Source organism: Lentilactobacillus sp. SPB1-3 (assembly GCF_026913205.2).
GTDB classification, from domain to species: domain Bacteria; phylum Bacillota; class Bacilli; order Lactobacillales; family Lactobacillaceae; genus Lentilactobacillus; species Lentilactobacillus terminaliae.
In genome coordinates this window covers 1,246,184-1,269,591 of the sequence record NZ_CP168151.1, presented here as the reverse complement: position 1 = coordinate 1,269,591, position 23,408 = coordinate 1,246,184, and the positions used below count along the sequence as shown (strand labels likewise).

At 37.1% G+C, this 23,408-nt stretch carries 24 protein-coding genes; 19 read left to right on the top strand and 5 right to left on the bottom strand.

Going from position 1 to position 23,408, the window contains the following annotated elements; translation table 11 throughout:
- The first annotated feature begins 17 nt into the window (after window positions 1-17).
- The 17 genes from atpA to O0236_RS06290 all read left to right on the top strand — a co-directional run bounded on the left by atpA (window position 18) and on the right by O0236_RS06290 (window position 16,634).
- Window positions 18-1,559, top strand: coding sequence for a F0F1 ATP synthase subunit alpha (gene atpA, locus O0236_RS06370; protein WP_268913275.1), 1,542 nt, complete (start codon window positions 18-20; stop codon window positions 1,557-1,559).
- Window positions 1,560-1,578: 19 nt separating this feature from the next.
- Window positions 1,579-2,490, top strand: a complete 912-nt coding sequence (locus tag O0236_RS06365) for a F0F1 ATP synthase subunit gamma (RefSeq protein WP_268913274.1) — start codon at window positions 1,579-1,581, stop codon at window positions 2,488-2,490.
- 26 nt (window positions 2,491-2,516) lie between these two features.
- Window positions 2,517-3,929, top strand: coding sequence for a F0F1 ATP synthase subunit beta (atpD, locus tag O0236_RS06360; RefSeq protein WP_268913273.1), 1,413 nt, complete (start codon window positions 2,517-2,519; stop codon window positions 3,927-3,929).
- Window positions 3,930-3,942: 13 nt separating this feature from the next.
- Window positions 3,943-4,359 carry a F0F1 ATP synthase subunit epsilon gene (locus tag O0236_RS06355; RefSeq protein WP_268913272.1) on the top strand — a complete coding sequence of 139 codons (417 nt, stop codon included), beginning with the start codon at window positions 3,943-3,945 and terminating at the stop codon, window positions 4,357-4,359.
- A gap of 138 nt (window positions 4,360-4,497) precedes the next feature.
- Complete coding sequence (locus O0236_RS06350; RefSeq protein ID WP_268913271.1) at window positions 4,498-6,291, top strand: ABC transporter ATP-binding protein; 1,794 nt, start codon at window positions 4,498-4,500, stop codon at window positions 6,289-6,291.
- A gap of 128 nt (window positions 6,292-6,419) precedes the next feature.
- Window positions 6,420-6,650, top strand: a complete 231-nt coding sequence (locus O0236_RS06345) for a DUF1146 family protein (RefSeq protein WP_268913270.1) — start codon at window positions 6,420-6,422, stop codon at window positions 6,648-6,650.
- A gap of 26 nt (window positions 6,651-6,676) precedes the next feature.
- Window positions 6,677-7,987: a UDP-N-acetylglucosamine 1-carboxyvinyltransferase gene (gene murA / locus O0236_RS06340; protein WP_268913269.1), complete on the top strand. Its 1,311-nt coding sequence runs from the start codon at window positions 6,677-6,679 to the stop codon at window positions 7,985-7,987.
- A 128-nt stretch (window positions 7,988-8,115) separates the two neighbouring features.
- Entirely contained in the window at window positions 8,116-9,123 is a 1,008-nt protein-coding gene (locus O0236_RS06335) for a rod shape-determining protein (protein WP_329608916.1), read from the top strand.
- Between the two features lie 10 nt (window positions 9,124-9,133).
- On the top strand, window positions 9,134-9,409 hold the full coding sequence (yidD, locus tag O0236_RS06330) for a membrane protein insertion efficiency factor YidD (protein WP_268913267.1): 276 nt from the start codon (window positions 9,134-9,136) through the stop codon (window positions 9,407-9,409).
- A 17-nt stretch (window positions 9,410-9,426) separates the two neighbouring features.
- Window positions 9,427-9,651 (top strand): DUF2969 domain-containing protein, encoded by a 225-nt coding sequence (locus O0236_RS06325; RefSeq protein WP_268913266.1) that lies wholly within the window; start codon window positions 9,427-9,429, stop codon window positions 9,649-9,651.
- A 19-nt stretch (window positions 9,652-9,670) separates the two neighbouring features.
- Window positions 9,671-10,870: an FtsW/RodA/SpoVE family cell cycle protein gene (locus O0236_RS06320; RefSeq protein ID WP_268913265.1), complete on the top strand. Its 1,200-nt coding sequence runs from the start codon at window positions 9,671-9,673 to the stop codon at window positions 10,868-10,870.
- A 12-nt stretch (window positions 10,871-10,882) separates the two neighbouring features.
- Window positions 10,883-11,176 (top strand): glycine cleavage system protein H, encoded by a 294-nt coding sequence (locus O0236_RS06315; RefSeq protein ID WP_268913264.1) that lies wholly within the window; start codon window positions 10,883-10,885, stop codon window positions 11,174-11,176.
- A 177-nt stretch (window positions 11,177-11,353) separates the two neighbouring features.
- Window positions 11,354-12,211, top strand: coding sequence for an SPFH domain-containing protein (locus O0236_RS06310; protein ID WP_268913263.1), 858 nt, complete (start codon window positions 11,354-11,356; stop codon window positions 12,209-12,211).
- Window positions 12,212-12,311: 100 nt separating this feature from the next.
- Window positions 12,312-13,436 (top strand): D-alanine--D-alanine ligase family protein, encoded by a 1,125-nt coding sequence (locus O0236_RS06305; RefSeq protein WP_268913262.1) that lies wholly within the window; start codon window positions 12,312-12,314, stop codon window positions 13,434-13,436.
- Between the two features lie 142 nt (window positions 13,437-13,578).
- Window positions 13,579-15,033 carry a glycerophosphodiester phosphodiesterase family protein gene (locus O0236_RS06300; protein WP_268913261.1) on the top strand — a complete coding sequence of 485 codons (1,455 nt, stop codon included), beginning with the start codon at window positions 13,579-13,581 and terminating at the stop codon, window positions 15,031-15,033.
- A 32-nt stretch (window positions 15,034-15,065) separates the two neighbouring features.
- Window positions 15,066-15,611, top strand: coding sequence for a DNA-3-methyladenine glycosylase I (locus O0236_RS06295; RefSeq protein WP_268913260.1), 546 nt, complete (start codon window positions 15,066-15,068; stop codon window positions 15,609-15,611).
- Between the two features lie 87 nt (window positions 15,612-15,698).
- The gene (locus O0236_RS06290; RefSeq protein WP_268913259.1) at window positions 15,699-16,634 is read left to right on the top strand and encodes a helix-turn-helix domain-containing protein; all 936 of its coding nucleotides are present in this window, start codon (window positions 15,699-15,701) and stop codon (window positions 16,632-16,634) included.
- 140 nt (window positions 16,635-16,774) lie between these two features.
- On the opposite strand, the gene O0236_RS06285 is transcribed toward O0236_RS06290, so the two are convergent.
- The 5 genes from O0236_RS06285 to O0236_RS06265 form a co-directional block, all read right to left on the bottom strand.
- Window positions 16,775-17,254, bottom strand: coding sequence for a universal stress protein (locus O0236_RS06285; protein WP_268913258.1), 480 nt, complete (start codon window positions 17,252-17,254; stop codon window positions 16,775-16,777).
- 77 nt (window positions 17,255-17,331) lie between these two features.
- Window positions 17,332-17,619 (bottom strand): hypothetical protein, encoded by a 288-nt coding sequence (locus tag O0236_RS06280; protein WP_268913257.1) that lies wholly within the window; start codon window positions 17,617-17,619, stop codon window positions 17,332-17,334.
- 11 nt (window positions 17,620-17,630) lie between these two features.
- A complete protein-coding gene (locus O0236_RS06275; protein ID WP_268913256.1) occupies window positions 17,631-18,914 on the bottom strand; it encodes a replication-associated recombination protein A in 1,284 nt (427 codons plus the stop codon).
- A gap of 105 nt (window positions 18,915-19,019) precedes the next feature.
- On the bottom strand, window positions 19,020-19,628 hold the full coding sequence (gene rpsD / locus O0236_RS06270) for a 30S ribosomal protein S4 (RefSeq protein ID WP_268913255.1): 609 nt from the start codon (window positions 19,626-19,628) through the stop codon (window positions 19,020-19,022).
- A gap of 197 nt (window positions 19,629-19,825) precedes the next feature.
- Complete coding sequence (locus O0236_RS06265) at window positions 19,826-20,284, bottom strand: GAF domain-containing protein (protein WP_268913254.1); 459 nt, start codon at window positions 20,282-20,284, stop codon at window positions 19,826-19,828.
- A gap of 160 nt (window positions 20,285-20,444) precedes the next feature.
- On the opposite strand from O0236_RS06265, the gene O0236_RS06260 reads away from it, so the two are divergent.
- The gene (locus tag O0236_RS06260; RefSeq protein ID WP_268913253.1) at window positions 20,445-22,148 is read left to right on the top strand and encodes a septation ring formation regulator EzrA; all 1,704 of its coding nucleotides are present in this window, start codon (window positions 20,445-20,447) and stop codon (window positions 22,146-22,148) included.
- A gap of 109 nt (window positions 22,149-22,257) precedes the next feature.
- Complete coding sequence (locus tag O0236_RS06255) at window positions 22,258-23,403, top strand: cysteine desulfurase family protein (RefSeq protein WP_268913252.1); 1,146 nt, start codon at window positions 22,258-22,260, stop codon at window positions 23,401-23,403.
- The last annotated feature ends 5 nt before the right edge of the window (window positions 23,404-23,408 follow it).

The following is a 23,408-nucleotide window of genomic DNA, read 5'->3' as shown; positions in this document are numbered from 1 at the left end:
TTAAAGAGGTGAAATTTATGAGCATTAAAGCTGAGGAAATCAGTGCTCTTATTAAACAACAATTAGAGGGCTATAACAACGAGCTCGACGTTCAAGAAACAGGTATCGTTACTTATGTTGGTGATGGTATCGCTCGTGCTCATGGACTTCAAAATGCGTTGTCTGGAGAGTTGCTCGACTTCGGCCACGACGTCTTCGGAATGGTTCAAAACCTTGAAGCTAACGAGGTTGGTATCACCATTCTTGGTGATGATACAGGTATTCGTGAAGGCGATTCTGTAAAAAGAACTGGTCGGATCATGGAAGTTCCCGTTGGGGATGCTTTAATTGGTCGGGTTGTTAATTCTATTGGTGAACCGATTGACGGTAAAGGTGACATAAAGGCAAGCGACCATATGCCAATCGAGCGTAAGGCTCCTGGTGTAATGGAACGTAAGTCAGTTTTCGAACCTTTACAAACTGGTATGAAAGCCATCGATTCATTAATTCCTATTGGTCGTGGTCAGCGTGAGTTAATCATCGGTGACCGTAAGACTGGTAAAACATCAATTGCTATTGATACAATATTAAATCAAAAAGATCAAAATATGATTTGTATTTACGTTGCTATCGGACAAAAGGATTCAACTGTTCGTTCATCTGTAAGTACTTTAGAGAAGTATGGCGCTATGGATTACACCATTGTTGTTAATGCTGGTCCTTCTGAACCTGCATCACTTCTTTACATCGCTCCTTATGCCGGTGCTACCATGGGTGAGTACTTCATGCATAATGGACAACATGTTTTAATTATTTATGATGATTTATCAAAACAAGCTGATGCATATCGTGAGTTATCACTTATTCTTCGTCGTCCTCCTGGACGTGAAGCATATCCTGGTGATATTTTCTATACTCATTCACGTTTATTGGAACGTGCTGCTAAATTGTCTGATGAATTAGGTGGTGGTTCAATGACTGCCTTACCAATCGTTCAAACACAAGCAGGGGATGTTTCTGCTTATATTCCAACCAACGTTATTTCTATTACTGATGGTCAGATCTTCTTGGACGCAGATAGTTTCTATTCTGGAGTTCGTCCAGCCGTTGATGCCGGAACATCAGTTTCTCGTGTTGGTGGGGATGCCCAAATCAAGGCTATGAAGAAAGTTTCAGGTACTTTACGTTTGGACCTTGCTTCATACCATGAATTGGAATCATTTGCGCAATTTGGTTCAGATCTTGATGATGCTACTAAGGCTAAGTTGGATCGTGGTGCTAGAACTGTTGAAGTTCTTAAGCAACCTATCCATTCACCAATTCCTGTTGAAAAACAAGTTGTTATTTTGTACGCATTGACCCATGGTTTCTTGGATAAGATCGAAATCGAAGATGTTCTTCGTTATGAATCAGAATTATTTGATTTCTTCGATCAATCTCACAAGGACTTGCTTGACAGCATTGTAAAAACAGGTCAACTTCCTGAAGAAGCTGATATGGATGCTGCAATCAAAGACTTTGAGCAAACCTTCCAACCAACTCAACATGCTGATCAGACTCAAGCTGCATCAAATGACTAATTAAGGAGGGTGAGATTACATGGTTGCTTCGTTAAACGATGTTAAGCATCGGATCACTTCTACAAAGAAGACGCGACAAATTACGAATGCCATGGAGATGGTTTCTCAGTCTAAGTTAAACCAGATTCAAAAGCATACGACTAGCTATGATCAATACGCAAGCCAGGTAAAATCGGTAGTTTTACATTTAGCACAATCTCACTTTCTAGATGGATTGGCTAAAACCTCTGGTCATTCAGCTGACAATGATCAATCTTCAACTAAGAGAACTGCTTACATGGTTATTACTTCTGACCGAGGAATGGTCGGCAGTTATAACAGTAATGTAATCAGAGAAACAAACTCATTCATTGAAAAGCATAATAGTAGCGATGACATCCAAATCCTTGCCGTTGGTGGTAATGGTGCCGACTTTTACAAAAAGTTAGGTCGGAATGTTTCGTATGAATATCGTGGCGTTAGTGATGTCCCAACTTTTAACGAAGTTCGAGAAATCGTTAAAACTGCAACGAAGATGTACGACAATGGAGCCTTCGATGAACTATATGTTTGTTATGAACATTTTGTTAACCGTTTGACATCTAACTTTAGAGCTGAAAAGATGCTCCCAATTGATAGCGAATCTTTTGATAGTGACGCTAGTAATGATATTGAGTCCAACGAATTGACTGCAAGTTATGATGTTGAACCATCAGAAAAAGAAGTATTGAACGTAATATTGCCACAATATTCTGAAAGTTTGGTTTATGGAGCAATCTTGGATGCTAAGACATCTGAACATGCTTCAAGTTCTACTGCTATGAAGTCAGCTTCAGATAATGCTGATGACTTAATTAGCAGCTTGGAATTACAATATAACCGAGCTCGTCAGGCCGCAATTACTACTGAAATCACTGAAATTACTGGTGGTCAGGAAGCTCTTAGTCAATAGAAATAATTAATGGAGGAATTAACTAAATGAGTACTGGTAAAGTTGTACAAGTTATCGGACCAGTTGTTGACGTTGAATTCTCCTTGGACGATAAATTACCCGCAATTAACACTGCCTTAAACATCAAGGAAAGCGAAAATCAGACTTTAGTGGTCGAAGTTGCTTTGAACTTGGGTGATGGTGTTGTTAGAACCATTGCCATGGATGGGACCGATGGTCTTCGTCGTGGAATGGATGTTGAAAATACCGAAGCATCTATCAGTGTTCCGGTTGGTAAGGAAACTCTTGGTCGAGTTTTCAACGTTCTTGGTGAAACAATTGATGGCGGTCCAGAATTTGGCTCAGACGCTAAGCGTTGGCCAATTCACCGTGAAGCTCCAAACTATGATGAATTAAATCCATCAACTGAAATTCTTGAAACAGGAATTAAGGTTATTGATTTACTTGAACCATACACTCGTGGTGGTAAAGTTGGATTGTTCGGTGGTGCCGGAGTTGGTAAAACTGTTCTTATTCAAGAGTTGATTCACAACATTGCTCAAGGACACAATGGTATTTCTGTGTTTACTGGTGTTGGTGAACGTACCCGTGAAGGTAACGATATGTACTTTGAAATGAAAGGTTCAGGAGTTCTTGAAAAAACTGCGATGGTTTATGGTCAAATGAACGAACCTCCTGGAGCCCGTATGCGTGTTGCGTTAACTGGTTTAACCATTGCTGAGTACTTCCGTGATGAAGAAGGTACTGATGTGCTATTGTTCATCGATAACATCTTCCGATTCACTCAAGCCGGTTCAGAAGTTTCTGCCTTGTTAGGCCGTATTCCTTCTGCCGTTGGTTACCAACCAACATTGGCTACTGAAATGGGACAATTGCAAGAACGGATCACATCGACTAAGAAAGGTGCCATTACATCTATTCAAGCTGTTTATGTGCCCGCCGATGATTATACCGACCCTGCTCCTGCAACTACTTTCGCCCATTTGGATGCTACTACCAACTTGGAACGTTCTTTAACTCAACAAGGTATTTATCCCGCTGTTGATCCACTTGCTTCAACATCAAGTGCCCTTGATCCACAAATCGTTGGTCAAGAACATTATGATGTTGCTAGTGAAGTGCAACATGTATTACAACGTTATCGTGAACTACAAGATATTATCTCAATTCTTGGTATGGATGAATTGTCTGATGAAGAAAAGACAATTGTTAACCGTGCACGTAGAATTCAGTTCTTCTTGTCTCAAAGCTTCTCAGTTGCTGAACAATTTACTGGTCTTCCTGGTAAGTATGTCTCTGTTAAGGACACAGTTCGTAGTTTTAAGGATATTCTTGATGGTAAGTATGATGACTATCCTGAAGATGCCTTCCGTAACTGTGGAGCAATTGAAGATGTCGTTGAGAATGCTAAGAAGATGCAAAAAGCAGCAAGTAATTAAGGAGGGGTTCTAATTGGCTGATAATTCAGTTATTACCGTTAGTATCGTTACTCCTGATGGAAAAGTGTATGAACATTCTGCTGAAATGTTAGTTGTTTCAACTAAAAATGGTCAAATTGGTATCATGGCAAATCACGTTCCTGTCATTTCTACTTTAGCTGTTGATGAAGCTAGAGTTAAGTATGATAGCAAAGAGGACACCATTGCTGTAAATGGCGGTTTTTTGGAATTTTCTAACAATGTTGCAACAATCGTTGCTGACACTGCTGAATGCTCAGATGACATTGATGTTGCTCGTGCTGAGGATGCACGGAAACGTGCTGAACAGAAGATTGCCGAAGCCCAACAGGCTCAAGACAAGGATTCACTTCTCAGAGCTCAAGTTGCACTTAGAAGAGCGATTAATCGAATTAATACTGCTAATAAGTAGTTGTAAAAGTCGAATTTTATTCGGCTTTTTTTTTTGCGCTTTTTTAAGTGGGCTCCTTGTAAGACAAGATACTTGTGAATGATTTAGTGCTAGTTATAATTGTGTTATAGATATTAATCTTTATAAGGGGGGATAGTAATGGCTGCAAATAATCCAGCTGACGGATCTGCTTCAACAGATAATGATGTCACAATGGGGCAGATGTTTAAGTTTGTTTTTTCTAAAGTGTTAAAAAAACGGGGAATTTTAATTGCAAACATTATCGTACTGGTTTTGATTACAGGTCTGCAATTTGTGTTACCACAAATTACTCAGTACATTATTGATAAAGTTATTCCAAGTCGAAATCTTGGCCGATTAGCGCAATCTATTATTCTATTACTTGTTAGTGCTGTTATCTTAGGAGGTTTGAACTATTTTTCTACGTATTACATGAGTGTTATGAGTCAGGGAGCTATTTATGATTTAAGAAATGACCTTTACGACTATATTTTAGGACTTGATACACATTTCTTCGAATCAAGCAAAACTGGTGACTTAATGGTTCGATTGACTAATGATATTAGTAACCTACAAAGTTTGATATCCGCGAATATGTTGTCGATGGTCGGCGGCATGTTCACTTTTATTGGGGTTTACGTTTTTATCTTCATTGTTAATTGGCAAATGGCACTTGCTGTTACGATTACTTTTCCGCTGATGTTCTTAATCTATCGGATTTTTAGAAAGAGAATTCATGATGCCTTCGGTCGAGCTCGATTGTCACAGGCTCAAATGTCTAATCAAATGCAGAATACTTTAACTGAGATTTCTTTGATCAAGAGTTATACCAGTGAACAAATTGAAGAAAACCGTTTTGCCAAAGTAGCTGATAAAAACCGACAAAATTTGATTCAAGCGGCACAAAACCAAGCTATTTTTTCACCTTTGATTAACTTTGTGAATTATTTGGGTACTGCAATCGTTCTGTTACTAGGTGCTTACTTTGTTATGAATAAGCAGTTGATGATTGGACAAATGGTTGCCTACATTACCTATGTTGGAATGCTACAAGATCCTATCAGGTCATTCACAATGCTACTGAATCAATTGCAACAGTCTTTAGTTTCCTTTGGCCGGATTACCGAAATCATGCATTTACAACCAGATATCAAAGAATCTAAAGACGCAATTGATTTTCCAGAGTTGAAGAAGGGAATTTCAATAAAAGATGTTTCATTTTCTTATGATGAGAGCCATAAGGACAACGTTCACGACGCAACTTTGCATGGAGTGACATTTGATGTTGAACTTGGTAAAATGACTGCTTTAGTGGGTCATTCAGGATCTGGTAAGACCACCATTACTAAATTGATCGATCGTTTGTATGATATTCAAGATGGTGATATTTTATTTGATGATGATCCAATTAAAACTTTAAAAATTAAGTCTTTACGACAAAATATTGCCATTGTTAGCCAAGATGTCTTTATGATCGATGGCACTATCAGAGATAATATTATGTATGGTAAGTCCGATGCCACTATGGATGAGGTTTGGCGAGTTGCTAAACTAGCTGATATTGATACGTACATCAATTCTTTACCTGACGGTATGGATACTCAAATTGGCGAACGAGGAGTTAAGCTATCTGGTGGTCAAAAACAAAGAATTTCTATTGCTAGAGCTTTACTCAAAGATGCTCAAATTATTATCATGGATGAGGCGACAGCTAGTTTAGATAATGAATCTGAGAAAGCCATTCAACATGCCATGAGTATGTTAATTGAAGAAAGAACATCTCTAGTGATTGCTCACAGATTATCAACGATTCATAGTGCTGATAAAATCGTCGTGCTTGATGATGGCAACGTGGTTGAGCAAGGGACCCATGATGAATTGATCAAGAAAAATGGAGAATATGCTAAGTTATACAACGCACAATTTGAATAAAATCAATGTCACATTCCAAATCGGAATGTGATTTTTATTTTGGTCTAGATATTTTCTTGAAATGGCTAAATTTAAGGGACTTTGACGGGTAATTATGTTAGTATTGAGTGAGTATTGGGGGTGCCATAATGTCAATGTTCGGTTTACAATCATTAATCACATTGTTTTTGTATATTTTCTTTATTTTTTTGGCATTTTGGAGCATAAATGAGATTCATATAGAAAGATATATTCCAATCCGCGCATTACCAGGTAAGCTACTAATTGTGCTATTATCAGTAGCGTTAGGATACATGGTAAGTTCGTTCTTTTTGTCGTTGATTGATAATATCAGGAATCTTGTATTTTTGATTAAATAGTAGGTTATTGTGGGAGGTTATGGTTTTTGGAAAAGATAATTGTTCATGGAAAACGTCCATTAAAGGGAACCGTACATATTGATGGCGCAAAAAACGCAGTGTTGCCAATTCAAGCGGCCGCTATTTTAGCTAGTGAAGGGGAAAACATTATTACTAATGTGCCTTTGCTTTCTGATGTTTACACAATGAATCAAGTTTTAAAGTTTTTAAACATCTCAGTAGACTTTGACGAAGATAATAATACGATTAAATTTGATGCCAGTAATAAAGTGTCCAGTGAGGCACCATTTGACTATGTTTCTAAAATGAGAGCATCAATCGTTGTCATGGGACCATTGTTGGCACGATTAGGCACAGCCAAAGTGGCTATGCCAGGTGGATGTGCAATCGGTTCCCGTCCAATTGATTTGCATCTAAAAGGTTTTGAATCCTTAGGTGCCAACATTGAACAGCATGATGGTTACGTTGAAGCTAGTGCGCCTCATGGATTAACTGGAGCTGAAATTTACCTTGATTTTCCAAGTGTCGGAGCTACTCAAAACATTGTGATGGCTGCTACCTTAGCTAAGGGGACTACAACTATTCATAATGCCGCTAGAGAGCCTGAAATTGTGGACTTAGTGAATGTCCTGAATAAGATGGGTGCTCATGTTCGTGGTGCAGGCACTGAACAAATTAAAATTCAAGGTGTTGACCACCTTCATGGAACTGAACATGCAGTTGTTCAAGACAGAATTGAGGCAGGAACGTTTATGATTGCTGCCGCTGCTACTCAAGGCGATGTATTTGTTCAAGGTGCTATTGCTGAACATAACCGTCCATTAATTTTAAAAATGCGCGAAATGGGGATTACTGTTGTCGAAAAAGATGATGGTATTCGAGTAATTGGACCTAGCACGCTGCGACCGGTTGATGTTAAAACATTGCCTCATCCGGGTTTTCCTACAGATATGCAACCACAGATGACGATTTTACAGCTTTTGGCAGACGGTGATAGTGCAATGACCGAAACTGTCTTTGAAAATCGTTTTATGCATATGGAAGAATTGAGACGGATGAATGCTAAGTACACAATTAGTGGTCGAACGGTCGTTATGGAAGGAAAAACACAATTTTCTGGTGCAGAAGTTGCTGCAACCGATTTGCGTGCTGCTTCTGCCTTAGTCATTGCCGGTTTAGTTGCTGATGGCTATACACAAGTCAGAAATTTACAATACCTTGATCGTGGATATTATAATTTTCACAAGAAGCTTGCTGGTTTAGGTGCAGAAATTAAAAGAGTTAATGTCGACGATGAGAATAAAGTCGTTCTGAAAAATCTAGTTGAGCATGATTAAATTTTAAGGGTGAGATTATTCTCATCCTTTTTCTTTACCAAAAAGCAATAAAGCTAATAGTAAATCGACACTCTGGATGTGTTATAATTACAAATTGAGATTATATAGTTTTCGAAAGGGAGTTCATGATGGCAAAAGACATAGGAATCGACTTAGGAACTGCTAATGTGCTTATATATTTAGCAGGGAAGGGAATCGTTTTAAATGAACCTTCAGTAGTCGCAATCGACACTAAAACTAATAAAGTATTAGCAGTTGGAGAAGAAGCGTACCGAATGGTAGGCCGAACTCCAAGTAATATTCGTGCAATTCGCCCACTTAAGGATGGGGTTATTTCTGATTTTGATATTACGGAAGAAATGCTTACGTATTTCATTAACAAACTTGATGTTAAGGGATTCATGTCTAAGCCAAAGATCATGATTTGTGCCCCAACTAACGTAACTGAAATTGAAAGAAATGCCATTATGCAAGCTGCAGAAAAAGCCGGTGGCGGACAAGTTTATCTTGAAGAAGAACCAAAAGTTGCTGCAGTTGGTGCCGGAATGGATATTTGGAAACCACAAGGCAACATGGTTATTGATATGGGTGGTGGAACTTCAGACATCGCCGTTATCTCTTTAGGTGATATCGTTGCTAGCAAGTCTATCAGAGTTGCTGGTGATAAAATGAATACTGAAATTGTTACTTATATCAAACAGAACCATAATTTGGTAATAGGTGAGCATACTGCAGAAAATATTAAAATCCAAATTGGTACTGCTAAGAGAGATCCTGAGGATAAAACCGAAATGGAAGTTCGTGGACGTGATGCAGTTACTGGAATGCCTAGAGCAATTAACATTACATCTAATGAAATTGCCGATGCAATTCAGGATACTGTTCAGTTGATTATTTCCGGTGCAAAAGAAGTGTTGGAATCAATTCCACCAGAACTTGCGTCTGATATTGTTGATCGTGGGGTTATGCTCACGGGTGGTGGTGCATTACTTAAAAATATTGATCAAGTAATTGCTGACGCATTGACTGTTCCAGTAATCATTTCAGAGAATCCATTAGATAACGTTGCTAAAGGTGCCGGGGTTTTGCTTGAGCACTACGTAAAAAATCCTAAGCCAAAGTCAAATAAAGAATAGTAGGGATATTTTGAAGCATATTCTAATTGGTTTAGTTCATTGGTATCAGCGATATATTTCGCCTTTATTCCCACCAACTTGTCGATACTATCCGACATGTAGTAATTACATGTTAGGTGCTATCAACAAACATGGCGCTATTTTGGGCACGATTATGGGAATCGCACGGATTCTCAGATGTCATCCATTTGTTAAAGGCGGCTATGATCCGGTCCCAGATAAGTTCACTATTTTTAGAAATAAAAATGCTAGGGACAAATATCGCAGATCCATGAACTTAAAGTAATTATCCAAGGAGAAAAAATGAGTAAAGCAAATAAGTCAATTAACGTAGATATTAACGATACAAAAAATAGTGCCGGCCAACCAATTTCTGAATTGATGGTGGGCAAGGATTCAATCGGAAGCATTCGTGAGCTGGAAGATAACAAGTTTGAAGTTATCAATCTAGACCAAGATGTTTTCCATGTTAAGAGTTTTGATGAAGGCGTTACAACCTTAATTAAGCATTTTAATTTACATCATTAGAATTTAAGGAGGGTTTGTTTTGGAGACAAGTCGAAGAAATTCTGATGATAAGTCGCGAATCGATTGGGGAATTATTCTCTGTGTATTGATTCTAGCGCTTGTTGGCCTTGGCTCAATTTATGTTGCCGCATCCCATGATACCGGTGGCACGAGTGTTATTAAGCAGGTAGCATCACAATTTGTATGGTATGCGATTGGAACGGTAGCAGTAGTTATCATTATGCAATTTGACTCAGAGCAGTTATGGAAAGTTGCCCCTTACGCTTATGGATTGGGAATTTTCCTATTAGCTGCGGTCTTAGTTTTGTATAGTAGAACTTACTTCTTACAGACCGGTGCTAAAAGTTGGTTCCAATTAGGACCTCTGACGTTTCAGCCATCTGAGGTTATGAAGCCAGCGTATATATTGATGATGGGTAGAGTAATAGTTGATCATAATGATAACTATTCAGTAAAATCCACCAGAAGTGACTGGATTTTAATTGGCAAATTAATTGGTTGGACTATCCCAGTTGCCGTATTATTAAAGTTACAAAATGACTTTGGTACTATGTTGGTGTTCTTCGCCATTTTGGCGGGTCTAATAGTTGTTTCTGGGGTAACTTGGAAGATAATCATGCCAGCCTTTCTAATCGTTGTCGCAATTGGTGGTGGAGCTTTGGCATTGGTTATTCCAGATTCTGGAAGACAGTTACTTGAAAAGATTGGTTTTCAAGCCTATCAATTTTCACGAGTTGATACTTGGTTACATCCAAATGCGGATACAAGTAATCAAGGATATCAGTTATGGCAAAGTATGAAAGCTATTGGTTCCGGTGGAATTACTGGTACTGGTTTCAATAATTCTCATGTCTATGTTCCTGTTCGTGAATCAGATATGATTTTTTCAGTTGTTGGTGAAAACTTTGGATTTATTGGTAGTTGTTTATTGATCTTTGTTTATTTCTTGTTGATTTACCAAATGATCAAAGTTACGTTTGATACTCGTAACGTATTTTATGCTAATATCTCTACTGGAGTCATCATGATGATTCTCTTCCATGTGTTTGAAAACATCGGAATGAGCATTGGTTTACTTCCATTGACTGGTATTCCCTTACCGTTCGTCAGTGCTGGGGGGTCAGCATTAATCGGTAATATGATTGGAATTGGTTTGATAATGTCAATGCAGTATCATAATAAGAGTTATATGTTTGGTGACGATAAAGAATTCTCATAGGGGTGAACGAATATGAATGAAAAGTACTATTGGATGGAAGAAAATAATGGCGTAGTTACTGTTGGTTTGACCGATGAAGGTAAAGACGAGCTTGGCAATATCACTTTTGTTTCATTGCCTAAGGTTGGCGACAGCTTAACTAAGACTGATGTGTTAATTAACGTTGAAGCCGATAAAGCTGTTTCTGACATTCCTAGTCCAGTTGAGGGAACTGTGGTGGCAATTAACGAAGATGCTGCTAATGATCCAAGTATTTTAAATAATTCAGACAAAAACTCTACTTGGGTTGCTAAGATTGAAAAGTAATTTTTATCAAATTAAATATTTAAATTAAATGGTCTTGATTCAAGACATATCAAATTGTGGTATGAATTGAATCAGGGCTTTTTTATTTTCGTTGATAAGCCATAAGAGAATCTCAAACACGCTACTTTTGTTCTTTCTATTAATGGATTATGATGGATGTATTAAGGGGATGTAGTTATGAAAGAAAAATCAGTATTTCACGTAAATGGTTATGCAGGATTATTGGGTGCAATTGTTGTTTTGATTATAGGTTCTTATTTGGCATACTTAGGAACGGCGTTGACGATAATTTTAGCAATCATTATCATTGTTGCAGATATTTTGTTTGCCAGTTCCTTAACAATCATTTCACCCAATGAAGCTAAGGTTTTAACGTTCTTTGACCAATACATTGGAACGATTAAGAGTGCTGGCCTATATATGACCGTACCATTAACTAACAAGGCACCGATTTCATTAAAAGTTCGTAATTTTAATAGTTCAATCATCAAAGTTAATGATTTAAAGGGTAATCCGGTGGAAATTGCAGCTGTTATCGTTTACCGGGTTGTCGATTCCGCTAAAGCATCGTTCAACGTTGACGCTTACGAGCAATTTGTTGAGATTCAAAGCGAATCAGCAATTCGACACATTGCTAGTCAGTATCCATATGACAGCTTTGATGATGATACTAAAGAATTAACATTAAGAGGGAATTCAACCGACGTCTCAGAGGCATTAAAAGCTGAATTACAAGAACGCTTGGCCGTGGCGGGTATCAGTATTGTTGAAACTAGATTAACGCATCTTGCATACGCCACGGAAATTGCTAGTGCGATGCTTCAACGTCAACAATCTACTGCAATATTATCTGCTAGAAAAATTATTGTTGAAGGGGCAGTTTCAATAGCTGAAGATGCTGTTACTCAAATAGAAAACGATCTTAAGATTGAAACTACTAATGATAAACGCTTACAGCTGGTTAATAATGTCCTTGTGTCAATCATTAATGATAAAGGGACGCAAAATGTTATTAATACCGATTCGTTAGACTAATCAATCAATTATGTATGTCAGATTAGATTTTAGAAATGCAAAGTGGGCCGTTTAATGGTATACTTAAGTTTCTGAAATATATACGAATGGGATGAAAAAAATGGAAAATAACAAAAAGCAACACATTGCCTTACTTTTTGGTGGTAATTCCTCAGAGCACGACGTTTCTAAACGTTCTGCTCACAATATTTACGATGCAATGGACAAGGATAGATATGATATCAGTCTATTCTTGATGACTCGTAGTGGTTACTTTCTAAGTGATGAAGGTTCAAAGCGCGTGTTTGACGGTGAATCTGAAGCTGCAGTTGAAAAAGATGAGATGGCTAAGCTAGATCTAACTAATCCATTAGCACCAATTGCTAACTTGCAAAATGCTAAAGGGGTCGAGGTATTCTTCCCAATCATTCACGGTAATCTAGGTGAAGATGGAACAATTCAAGGACTTCTTAGATTATTAAACAAGCCTTATGTTGGTACTGGGGTTCTTGGATCAGCAATGTCATTTGATAAGGACATTACCAAGAAGATTCTAGGACTAGCTGGAGTTGCTAATACTAGATACGAATTAGTAACACCATTAACTGCTGATCAATACAGTTATGAATCATTATCTAAAGAACTTGGCAGCACTTTGTTTGTTAAACCTGCTAACCAAGGATCATCAGTGGGAATTCATAAAGTTGAAAATGCTGAAGAATACGATGAATCAATGCGTGATGCATTCCGTTATGACGACAAGATTTTAGTTGAAGAAGCCATTGAAGGTCCCCGTGAATTAGAAATCTCAATTTTGGGTAACCGTGAACCAATTGCATCTAAAGTTGGCTCAATTCAGGTTCCTGAAACTGATGAATTCTATACTTATGACAACAAGTTCGTTGATGCTAGTGAAGTTAAGTTCGACATTCCAGTAGCTATTTCTGATGAATTAGCTACTCAAATTACTGAAATGGGATTGACTACTTATCGAGCACTTGGACTCAAGGGACTTGCACGTATCGATTTCTTGATCTCTAAGAATGACGAACCATATGTTGGTGAAGTAAATACTTTACCAGGGTTCACTAACATCAGTCTCTATCCACAACTATTTGAGGCTTCAGGAATTTCATATACTGATTTAATTGATCGTTTAATTCAATTGGCAATTGATGAATTTGAATATCGTTCAAAGATTCTATACGATTTCAAACCACTAGATCCTAAAGATCAAAATGTTTAATTTTACAATCAAAAAATAAATAAACGGCCATAGCATTATCTTCATGATATTGTTCGTGGCCGTTTTCTTATGCAATTAAATTTGTTTATGACAAAAGGTTACTGATACAATTAATTTAAATACGTAATTAGGTAGTGATAAGGTGTCAGTTAATTTCAAAGATAAGTTGGAACTTACAAGTATACTTTTAGTAGCGATTGTTACTAACTTAATAATTGGCCGTGTGTTGAACAGCCCGATGGTCACATTTATTATTATTTTAATTTCATTATTGATTCAGGCGGGGCTAGTCACATCACTTAGAAATAAACTCGATGATCGATCGTCATCATATAAAAATTTCGGACTATATTTTATTTCTCTGATATTAATTTTGCCAACTGGAATCATGGGGATCTTTACGCCATTAAAAATGAATATTCCAGTTACTGGAGCGATGCTAACCTGGTTGACGATAAATCGTCGGATTCTGATTTTAATTGGTGTAATAGTTTATTTAGCAGCTTTATTCTTTTTAAGTACTGCGTTACATGATGCATTTCGTAAAAATTCAGGAAAGAGTCTATTTAAAGAGTGGTTGAAATTGATTTTTGAACTGTTCGAATTAGTCATCGGCACATTTTTAATTATTTTTGTGATGGCTGGAATTGCTCGGGTGTTTAATGGCGGTTTAAGTTTAACATTAATTAATGCTGGAATAATGGTTCTCGTTAATTATTACCAAATGAGAATCTGTCTAAAAATATTCGGGCTTTCTGATGTTAAACAAAAAGTTCACAATAATTGGCATGTTATTCTTACTCTCGGATCTTGCTGGTTAATTGTCTGTGGAATTCAATCCACATTAAAGCCGCTAGTGACTGCCAGAAATAATGACAAAATTGTCGTTCACAGGGGAGTCATTGATGGCAATGGTGAATATAATCGAATTTCATCATTAAATAAAAATGGTGGTAAGGGGTATCCATTTATTGAAATGGATATTCAAGAAACCAAGGATCATCAATTTATCTGTCAACACGATGACACCATTGATATCCAGGGTAAATTGCAATTAGTCAATTCATTAACTCTCAAACAGATTCAGAAGCATAAACAAACTGATTTGTTCGGTGATTATCTGAAGAAGGCTGGCAAATTACGTCAAAAGTTAATCGTGGAATTGAAAGCTACTAATATTTCAAGTAAGAATATGGGATTTGCTTTCGTTAAACAATTCGGTAAACAAATGGCTCAACAACATAACATGGTTCATTCAATTGATTATCAGTATTTGATGCAAATCAAGTCTCTTCAACCCAGAATAAAAGTTGGTTTAGTGACTATGTTGAATGTGTTCGATATTACTAAGCTTAAACCGGATTTCTATACTGTTCAGAGAGTCACTATGAATGATTATCTTATAGCACAATGCCAAAGTGTTGGCCGACCAGTTTTTAGTTGGACTAATAATAGTGTGATGGCAATGAAGACTGCCAAATTATTAGGTGTTCAAGGACAGGTTACAGATCGAGCCAGTTTATTGAAACACGTCGATATTAATCAAAAGAAAGATGCCTGGTTGTTAATTTTAAATAAGGTGTGGGATTACGCGTAATTATTTCGTATTTAGTGTTGAGGTGAAAAGTAATGACAACTAGATGCGAATGGGCAAATAAAAGTCCTGAGTTAATGTATTACCATGATTGCAGGTGGGGAAAACCTGTCTATGATTTCAATGGACTATTCCATGCGTTGGTTCTAGAAATATTTCAAGCAGGGCTATCATTTCAGACAGTTCTAAAATTCGAACTCGGTCTGAAGAGTGCGTTTGCCAATTTTAACCCTCAAGATGTTGCTAATTATTCTGAAGAAAAGTGGAATGATTTATATAACGACAAAAATATAATTCGTAACCATGCAAAAATCGATGCGGTTTTGCATAACGCTATGGTAATTAGTGCAGATGTGGACCGATTCATAGAGATTGTCTGGGGAAATACTAACGATATGCCCATCGATCATAGATTAAGTCATGATCTTGGACAAGATGAGATGCGATTTTTCGTTGATAAATATGTCCAGCAATTTAAGCAAATGGGTTTGAAAAGGATGGGACCAGTAACAACTTATAGTTTTTTGCAAGCCGTTGGGGTAGTGAATGATCATATCCTTGATTGTGCATTTAGAAAATAAAAATCGTTGCAAACTTATGGTGGCTATAATATACTTTTTAAGTTCGATTATTTTACCTAATTAAAAATATAAGCGAGGAACTAATGTATGTCTTCTAAATACTGCGGCGAATCAATTAAGAAGCGACGGTTGGAACTGGGATTATCTCAGACTGAGCTTGCTGAAGATATTTGTTCTCAAGGGATGATCAGCCAAATTGAGGCAAATAACATCTATCCAAGAGGTGATGTCGCTGTTAAGCTTTGCAAACGACTTAGTTTAGAATTAACGAAATTAGTCGAAAACGGTAGTTATGGAAAGACTGTTTTTGACTATATTGGCAGGCATTTACAAAAACATTGCTATCAAGAAGCCACTGAGGGCAACGATAAAGTTAATCAAAAGTTGTTAGAGAACCCAACCTATAAAGGCATTCATCATTGTTTTAAAGGATTCAGCAAATTATTTGTTGAGGATGATGTCACAGAAGCTTTGGTTGAATTCACGGAATGCTTGTCTCATTACCACAAACACGTGGGTGACCTATATGTTGCCTGGTGTTGTTTGGGCATGGGACTGGTTTATAAACAAATGGGATTGAAAAAACATTCGTTAGAGAATGTAAAACGAGCTGCTAAGAAGTTAGTTGATTTAAAAGATGATCAGGATGCGACTATCGAGTCAGTCACTGATATTTATTTGGATGTATTAGCAGTTTGTTTAGAGTTGGAAGAATATGAATTGGTGGAGAAATTCACAGAAAAGATTATTGCTTTTCAAAAAAATTGTGAATTACCAAGTGATTCTGCCCAGCCGTTAACTATGTATAGATTGGCAGAAATTTATGAATTTCAGGCTAAATCATTGTTTGCTCGTGGCAAACATGTGGACGGGACCATTAGTCAATTGATGGAATATGCTTTCGCATACTATGATGGTAACGAAGCTATCGTGGATAAAGTGAAGAATGGCAATCAAGAGTTATTCGAAATGTTTCTAGAAAAAATTCGTCCTCGAGAAGGGCGACCAACGATGATTCGGTAGTAACTATCAAATAAAAATGGTCGGCGTTTGGCGTACTTTATTCGCTAAATATCGACCCTTTTTTATTTGAACGAAAAAATACCCTAAAACTAAACTTATCTTTAGTTTTAGGGTATTCATTTATTCAGATATCTTTTTAATTACTTAGATTTATTTGGATTAACTGCGGGGTTATTGTCAAGATCAGTTCTAACGACCAAAACGTCGGCAGATGCTGTTCTTGTTACATATTCAGTAACTGAGCCAATTAATAATCTTTCGACGGCATTTAATCCAGTTGCACCAATCATGATTAAATCAATATTTAGTGATTCAGGAATGTCTTTTGCGATAACTGATTTAGGAGCACCATATTCGATAGAATAGTCAATGTCCTGTAGTCCAGCAGCTTTGGCATCTTCAACGTACTTATCCAAAGTTTTCTTTGCTGTATCCGTAACTTGCTCGACCATTGATGTGTCAAAGCTAGAAATGTTTTGGAATGCCCGAGTATCCACGACGTGAATTAAATGCAAAGTTGCATTATTTCTTAACGCAACTGCCACGCCTTTTTTGTAAGCTAATTCAGCTTCGTAAGATCCATCAACTGGAACTAAAATGTGTTTGTATTGTTGTAGCATAAGTATCCACCCCAATTCTTATTTATACTTTAATTGTACGTTATTTGATTCAAAATACAAATAATAAACTAGGAGAATTAACGCTTGGTTACTTTAAAAACTAAAACAGCTTGAGTGGTTGAGGCAAAAATTACCATGAGAATCAAAGAAACAATAATTAAAATCGTGCTGTTGATGCTTAAAGCAATGACAGCCATTAATCCCAAAATTAGAAAAATGATTCCGGAAATTTGCACAAATCGTTTCAAACCGCTATCTTGTGATAAATCCAGTCCAAATAATGTTTGGTTGGCATGAGTTAGTAAATAACTACCCATAAAAAATGAAATGAAAATCATAATTAAAACTAAGATGTCAATAATCATGGATAAGCTCCTTATTTCTTTTTATTGGAACGGGTTGCTTCCCGTAATTGTTCATATTGTATTTTTAATCGTTGTTCGATTTTGCCATTTTCTTTTGGCACGTAATACTGAGCATGCTTAATCTTATCCGGTAAATATTGTTGATTGACCCAGTCATTTGGATAATCGTGAGGATACTTGTAGTCCACACCATGGCCTAAGTCAGCTGCGCCTTTGTAATGAGCATCTTTTAAATGATCTGGCACATCACCAAAATTACCGGATTTCACATCTGCTAAGGCACCATCAATGGCACTCATTGCTGAGTTAGATTTAGGACTTAGTGCCAGTTCAATAATGGCGTTGGCAATTGGAATCCGTGCTTCTGGTAATCCTAACTGACGGGCAGCGTCCACGGCACTCACGGCACGCGCACACGCAGCCGGATTGGCAAGCCCAATGTCTTCATAGGCAATTACTAACAAACGTCTCATCAACGATACAAGGTCACCAGCCGCAATCAATCGTGATGCGTAATGCAAAGCAGCATCCGTATCCGATCCACGAATCGATTTTTGTAAAGCAGAGATAACGTCATAGTGGGCATCACCATTTTTATCTGAAGAAAGTGATTTTCTTTGAAGACATTCTTCAATGATAGGTAGGGTGATGTGAATTTTTCCGTCAATTTCTTCTGTTGATTTAACTGCTAATTCTAATGCATTCAAAGAAGTTCTTAAATCGCCATTAGTTGCTTTTGACATGAAATCTAGAGCGTCATCGTCTAAAGTAACATGGAAGTTTCCTAAGCCATTTTCAGTGTCTTTTAAAGCTCTTTGAATGGCTTTACTGATGTCAGTGGGAGTCAATGGATGCACTTCGAAAATTTGGGTTCTACTTCTAATGGCCGGATTGATGCTGATATAAGGATTTTCAGTAGTGGCACCAATTAAAATAATTGCGCCTTTTTCCAGGAGGGGCAATAGGAAATCCTGCTTGGCTTTATCTAGTCGATGAATTTCATCTAGTAATAAAACCACGGTTCCACTCATCTTAGCTTCCTCAGCGACGACTTGAAGTTCTTTTTTTGAATCAGTCGCAGCATTTAAAGTTCTGAATGCATATTTTGTTGAGCCTGCAATGGCACTGGCAATACTGGTTTTGCCAGTGCCAGGCGGACCATACAGAATCATTGAGGAAAGCATCTTTGCTTTGACCATTCGATTTATTATTTTTCCAGGTCCTACTAAGTCTTGTTGACCAACGATGTCTTCAATTTTAGTAGGACGCATTCTATAAGCTAAAGGTTGTTGCATTTTATGTCCTCGATTTTAAATTAACTCATGTGATTATAACATTTTGTTAGGGGAAAAGAAAAACCGTCTCGCAAATGCGAAACGGTTTCGAAATTCGAATGAAAATTATAGTTTGTTGTAGTATTCAACGATAAGTGATTCGTCGATATCTGCATCAAGTTCTTCACGTTGTGGAAGACGAACTAATGAACCTTCAAGCTTATCAGCATCGAATTGAACATATTGTGGACGACCCACAACAGCTTCAACTGCATCCTTAATAATTTGAAGATCTTTTGACTTCTCACGAACTGAAATAACTTGGCCTTCAGAAACTTCGTATGAAGGAATATCAACACGTTTACCATCAACAGTGATGTGACCGTGGTTTACTAATTGACGTGCTTGACGACGAGTAGTAGCTAAACCAAGACGGTAAACCATGTTATCCAAACGTCTTTCAAGTAATACCATGAAGTTAACACCATGCTTACCTTCACGAATCTTACCTGCACGAGTGAATAGGTTTGAGAATTGACGTTCGCTCAAGCCGTACATGAAACGTAGCTTTTGCTTTTCGTGTAGTTGTAAACCATATTCTGAAAGTTTACCACGACGACCTTGACCATGATCTCCTGGTGCGTAAGGGCGACGAGCAAGTTCCTTACCAGTACCTGATAAAGAAATTCCTAGACGACGTGAAATTCTCCAACTTGGACCTGTATATCTAGACATAAAAAGTTCCTCCAATATTTTTTTGGAGTAAAATAACCCATTTGTAGATTTAATATTCGTGCATGTCATTTTGCAACTTTCGCCCAAGCAGCCGAGTGGGTTACTAATAGAACCATTGAGGCAATGACATGTTGACGAGCTTACCGTCTACCGCTGCATTATTTTACACAAGTTACATTGTATTAAATATCGCAACATTAGTCAACATGTTGCAAGAATACTTCACCGAACTCAGTCAAGTCCTTTTCATCTTCTTCAGAAAAACGATCCACGATCGGTGAATCAATATCGATAACTCCATAAATATGATCACCTTTATATAGAGGGATGACGATTTCTGAACGTGAATTTGCGTCACATGCAATGTGACCAGCGAATTTAGTGACATCACTAACTCGTAATACTTCACGATTAGTTAGAGCGGTGCCACAGACACCAGTTCCATTTTTAATATGCATGCAAGCGACGTTTCCTTGAAAAGGTCCAAGAATTAGTTCGTCGTTTTCTTTAACGTATCGATAAAAACCGACCCAATTAATATCTTCAAGAGTTTGGTGTAATAAAGCTGCGGCGTTTGCCATATTAGCGATAACATCCGTTTCTTCAGTTAATAGTGCATCTAATTGTTGATTTACTAAATTTCTTGCTTCTAACATTTATATGTCCTCACTTTTAAAAATATTCTGTTCATGATTATTGACTATGCTATAATTCAACTTAGGACTAATTTTTGGTTTGGTAATTATTAATACATAATAAAGGCTTTTTCAAAATTTTACTATAAGTTTTTATATTTAATGTCGGAGGATGGAATTAATGCTAACACTTCTAATCGGAATCATTATAGTTGCCGGGGGATGCTACTTGGGGTTTGTTTTTTATCAACGGAAAACAATCAAAATGGCTACTGAGGTATACGATAATAAAAGAAAGCTTGATGATATTCCTCTAGATGACGAATTTCGATTAGCTCAACAGATGAATCTGACAGGTGAATCGCAAAAGAAATACGATGAGCTTTATAATAGATACCAAAAGTATAACAATCTTTTGTTATCAGAAATTGATCAGCAAATCAAATTGGTTAAGGAAGACGGTAAAGGTATCAACTTTATCAAAACAAGAAATGATTGGAAAAAGGCCAATGAATTAATCGAACAGGCCAATGGTGAAATCAAAGAAATTCAAGCTGAATTGGCACAGTTACATGATCTTAACAAACAACATCACCTAGCAATCGACGAGTTAAAAAAGAAGAATGAAGAATATAGAAGAGTTCTTCTCGAAGATAACGAAAAATTTGGCCCTAGTATCGATGGGTTAGAAAAGATGCTTGAAGATGTTGAGAGCACATACGATGAATTTATTAGTTTGACTGATAAGGGCGATCCAAATGGGGCAGAAGAAGTATTATCTGATTTAAATAATTCAACTAACCAACTTTCTGATGACATTGATAAGATACCCGGATTGTATAATACATTGAATGTTGAATTCACTGAACAACTTGATGAAATTACTGAAGGGTATCACGAGATGAAGAGTCAACGTTATAATTTCAAAGGTGATAATATTCTAGATAAGATTCAAGCTTTAAGGGCCAAACAAACCAATAACATAGAGGAATTACGTAAATTAAATGTTGGATTGGTTCAAAAGAATAACAACGATATTGCCAGTGATATCGATGATTTGTATGAACGCCTTGAACGTGAATTAAAAGCTAAGAACATCGTTACTCGAGAGAACAAGGTGTTGGGTGAATATCTGGATCACGTTACCACTCAAAACGATGATTTGGATACCAAGTTAAAGCGATTGTCAGTTTCTTATGATTTAAATCATCAAGAAATTGAAATCAATCGACAATATGGCCAACAAATTCATACGATTCAAATGGAATTTGATCGTCAACAAGCAGCAATTACTGAAGGCAGTGCGATATATTCAGATATTGCTGAGCAACAAGAAAAAATGGTTAGAGATTTATCACAAATCGAAGAATCACAGAAGAAGTTGTATCAATCAATTATTACCATTCCAGCAAGAGAATCTGATGCCAGAAATTCCTTAAGGGACTTCGATTTGGAAATGCGTAATAAAAAGCGTAGAGTTGATAATCTTAATTTACCAGGATTACCTGATGAATATACTGGAATTTTTTCGAATGTTATCAAAGAAATTAAGCAATTGGATGATTCTTTGAATTTACCGAAAGTAAATGTAGATGATATCTCTAAGCAAGTTGTTATGATCGAATCGGATGTTGATTCAGTAGAAGAAGCTACTAAACAACTGGTTGATGATGCTCGACTTGCTGAGCAAGCTTTGCAATTTTCAAATCGTTATGTAGCTAGTAATGACGTTATTGCTGAGGCCAGTCGTAAGGCTCAAGAGTTATTCGACCGTAACTATAATTATCATGAAAGTTTATTAGTGATCAGCCAAGCTCTTGAAAGTGAAAAGCCCGGAAGCTTTGATAAATTAGCAAATGAATACTATGATCGCACAGACGATTAAGAAAAAAAGCCAATGAACAATTGGCTTTTTATTTTGGTCAAATTGTTGTATCATCATCTAAGCTAACTTATTGGAGTCGAACCAATAAATTTAGAGAAGAAGGTTTCAAATGATTTATTTTGATAATAGTGCAACAACCCAGGCGTTACCCGAGGTAGTGGATACTTACGATCAAGTAAGTAAAAAGGTCTGGGGTAATCCGTCTAGTTTGCATAATTTTGGTGATCAAGCATTTCAGTTACTTGAACAATCTCGAAAACAAATTGCCGATTTGCTAAAAGTGCACGCAGATGAAATCTACTTTACGAGTGGTGGAACTGAAGGGGACAACTGGGTCCTTAAAGGAACTGCTATTGAAAAAAGAGAATACGGGAAACATTTAATTACTACGTCAGTAGAACATCCTGCTATCCATAACTCTATGGAACAGTTAAAGCAATTGGGATACGAAGTCACTTATTTACCCGTAGACGATGAAGGCAGAATTAACGTTAATGATTTGAAGGCTGCTATTAGACCTGACACCATTCTAGTGTCCATTATGGCTGTGAACAATGAAATTGGTACGATTCAACCATTAATGGCCGCAGCAGATGTTTTAAAAGACTATCCTAAGATACATTTTCATATCGATGCTGTTCAAGGAATCGGTAAGGGAATTCAGGATATGGTAATGAACGATCGGGTGGACTTTGTGACATTTTCTGGTCACAAATTTCATGCTCCTCGTGGTACTGGTTTTATTTATGCTAGACGAGGCCGGAGAATTTCACCATTGATGAATGGTGGTGGACAAGAAAAGAATCAACGTTCTGGAACTGAAAATGTCCCAGCCATCGCATCAATGGCTAAAGCATTAAGATTGCTTTTGGACAAAGAAAAGACAGCCAACCAAACGGAATTGGCAATTAAGCAAAGAGTTTCAGCTCATATCGCCAATTTTGATAAGGTCATCATTTTTTCTAAAAATAGTGATCAATTTGCACCTCATATCCTCTGTTTTGCAATTCAAGGCGTTCGTGGAGAAACAATCGTCCACGCCTTTGAAGAACATGGAATTTATATTTCAACTACTAGTGCATGTTCTTCTAAGAAACATCTTGCATCAAGTACATTATCAGCGATGAATGTTCCTGAAAGTATTTCAACTAGTGCAGTGAGAATCTCACTAGGCGATCAAAATACAGTTGCAGAAGCTGATGAATTCATCAAGGTGTTTGATGAACTTTACACAGAGTTTGATAAGTTAAGTTAGGAGTT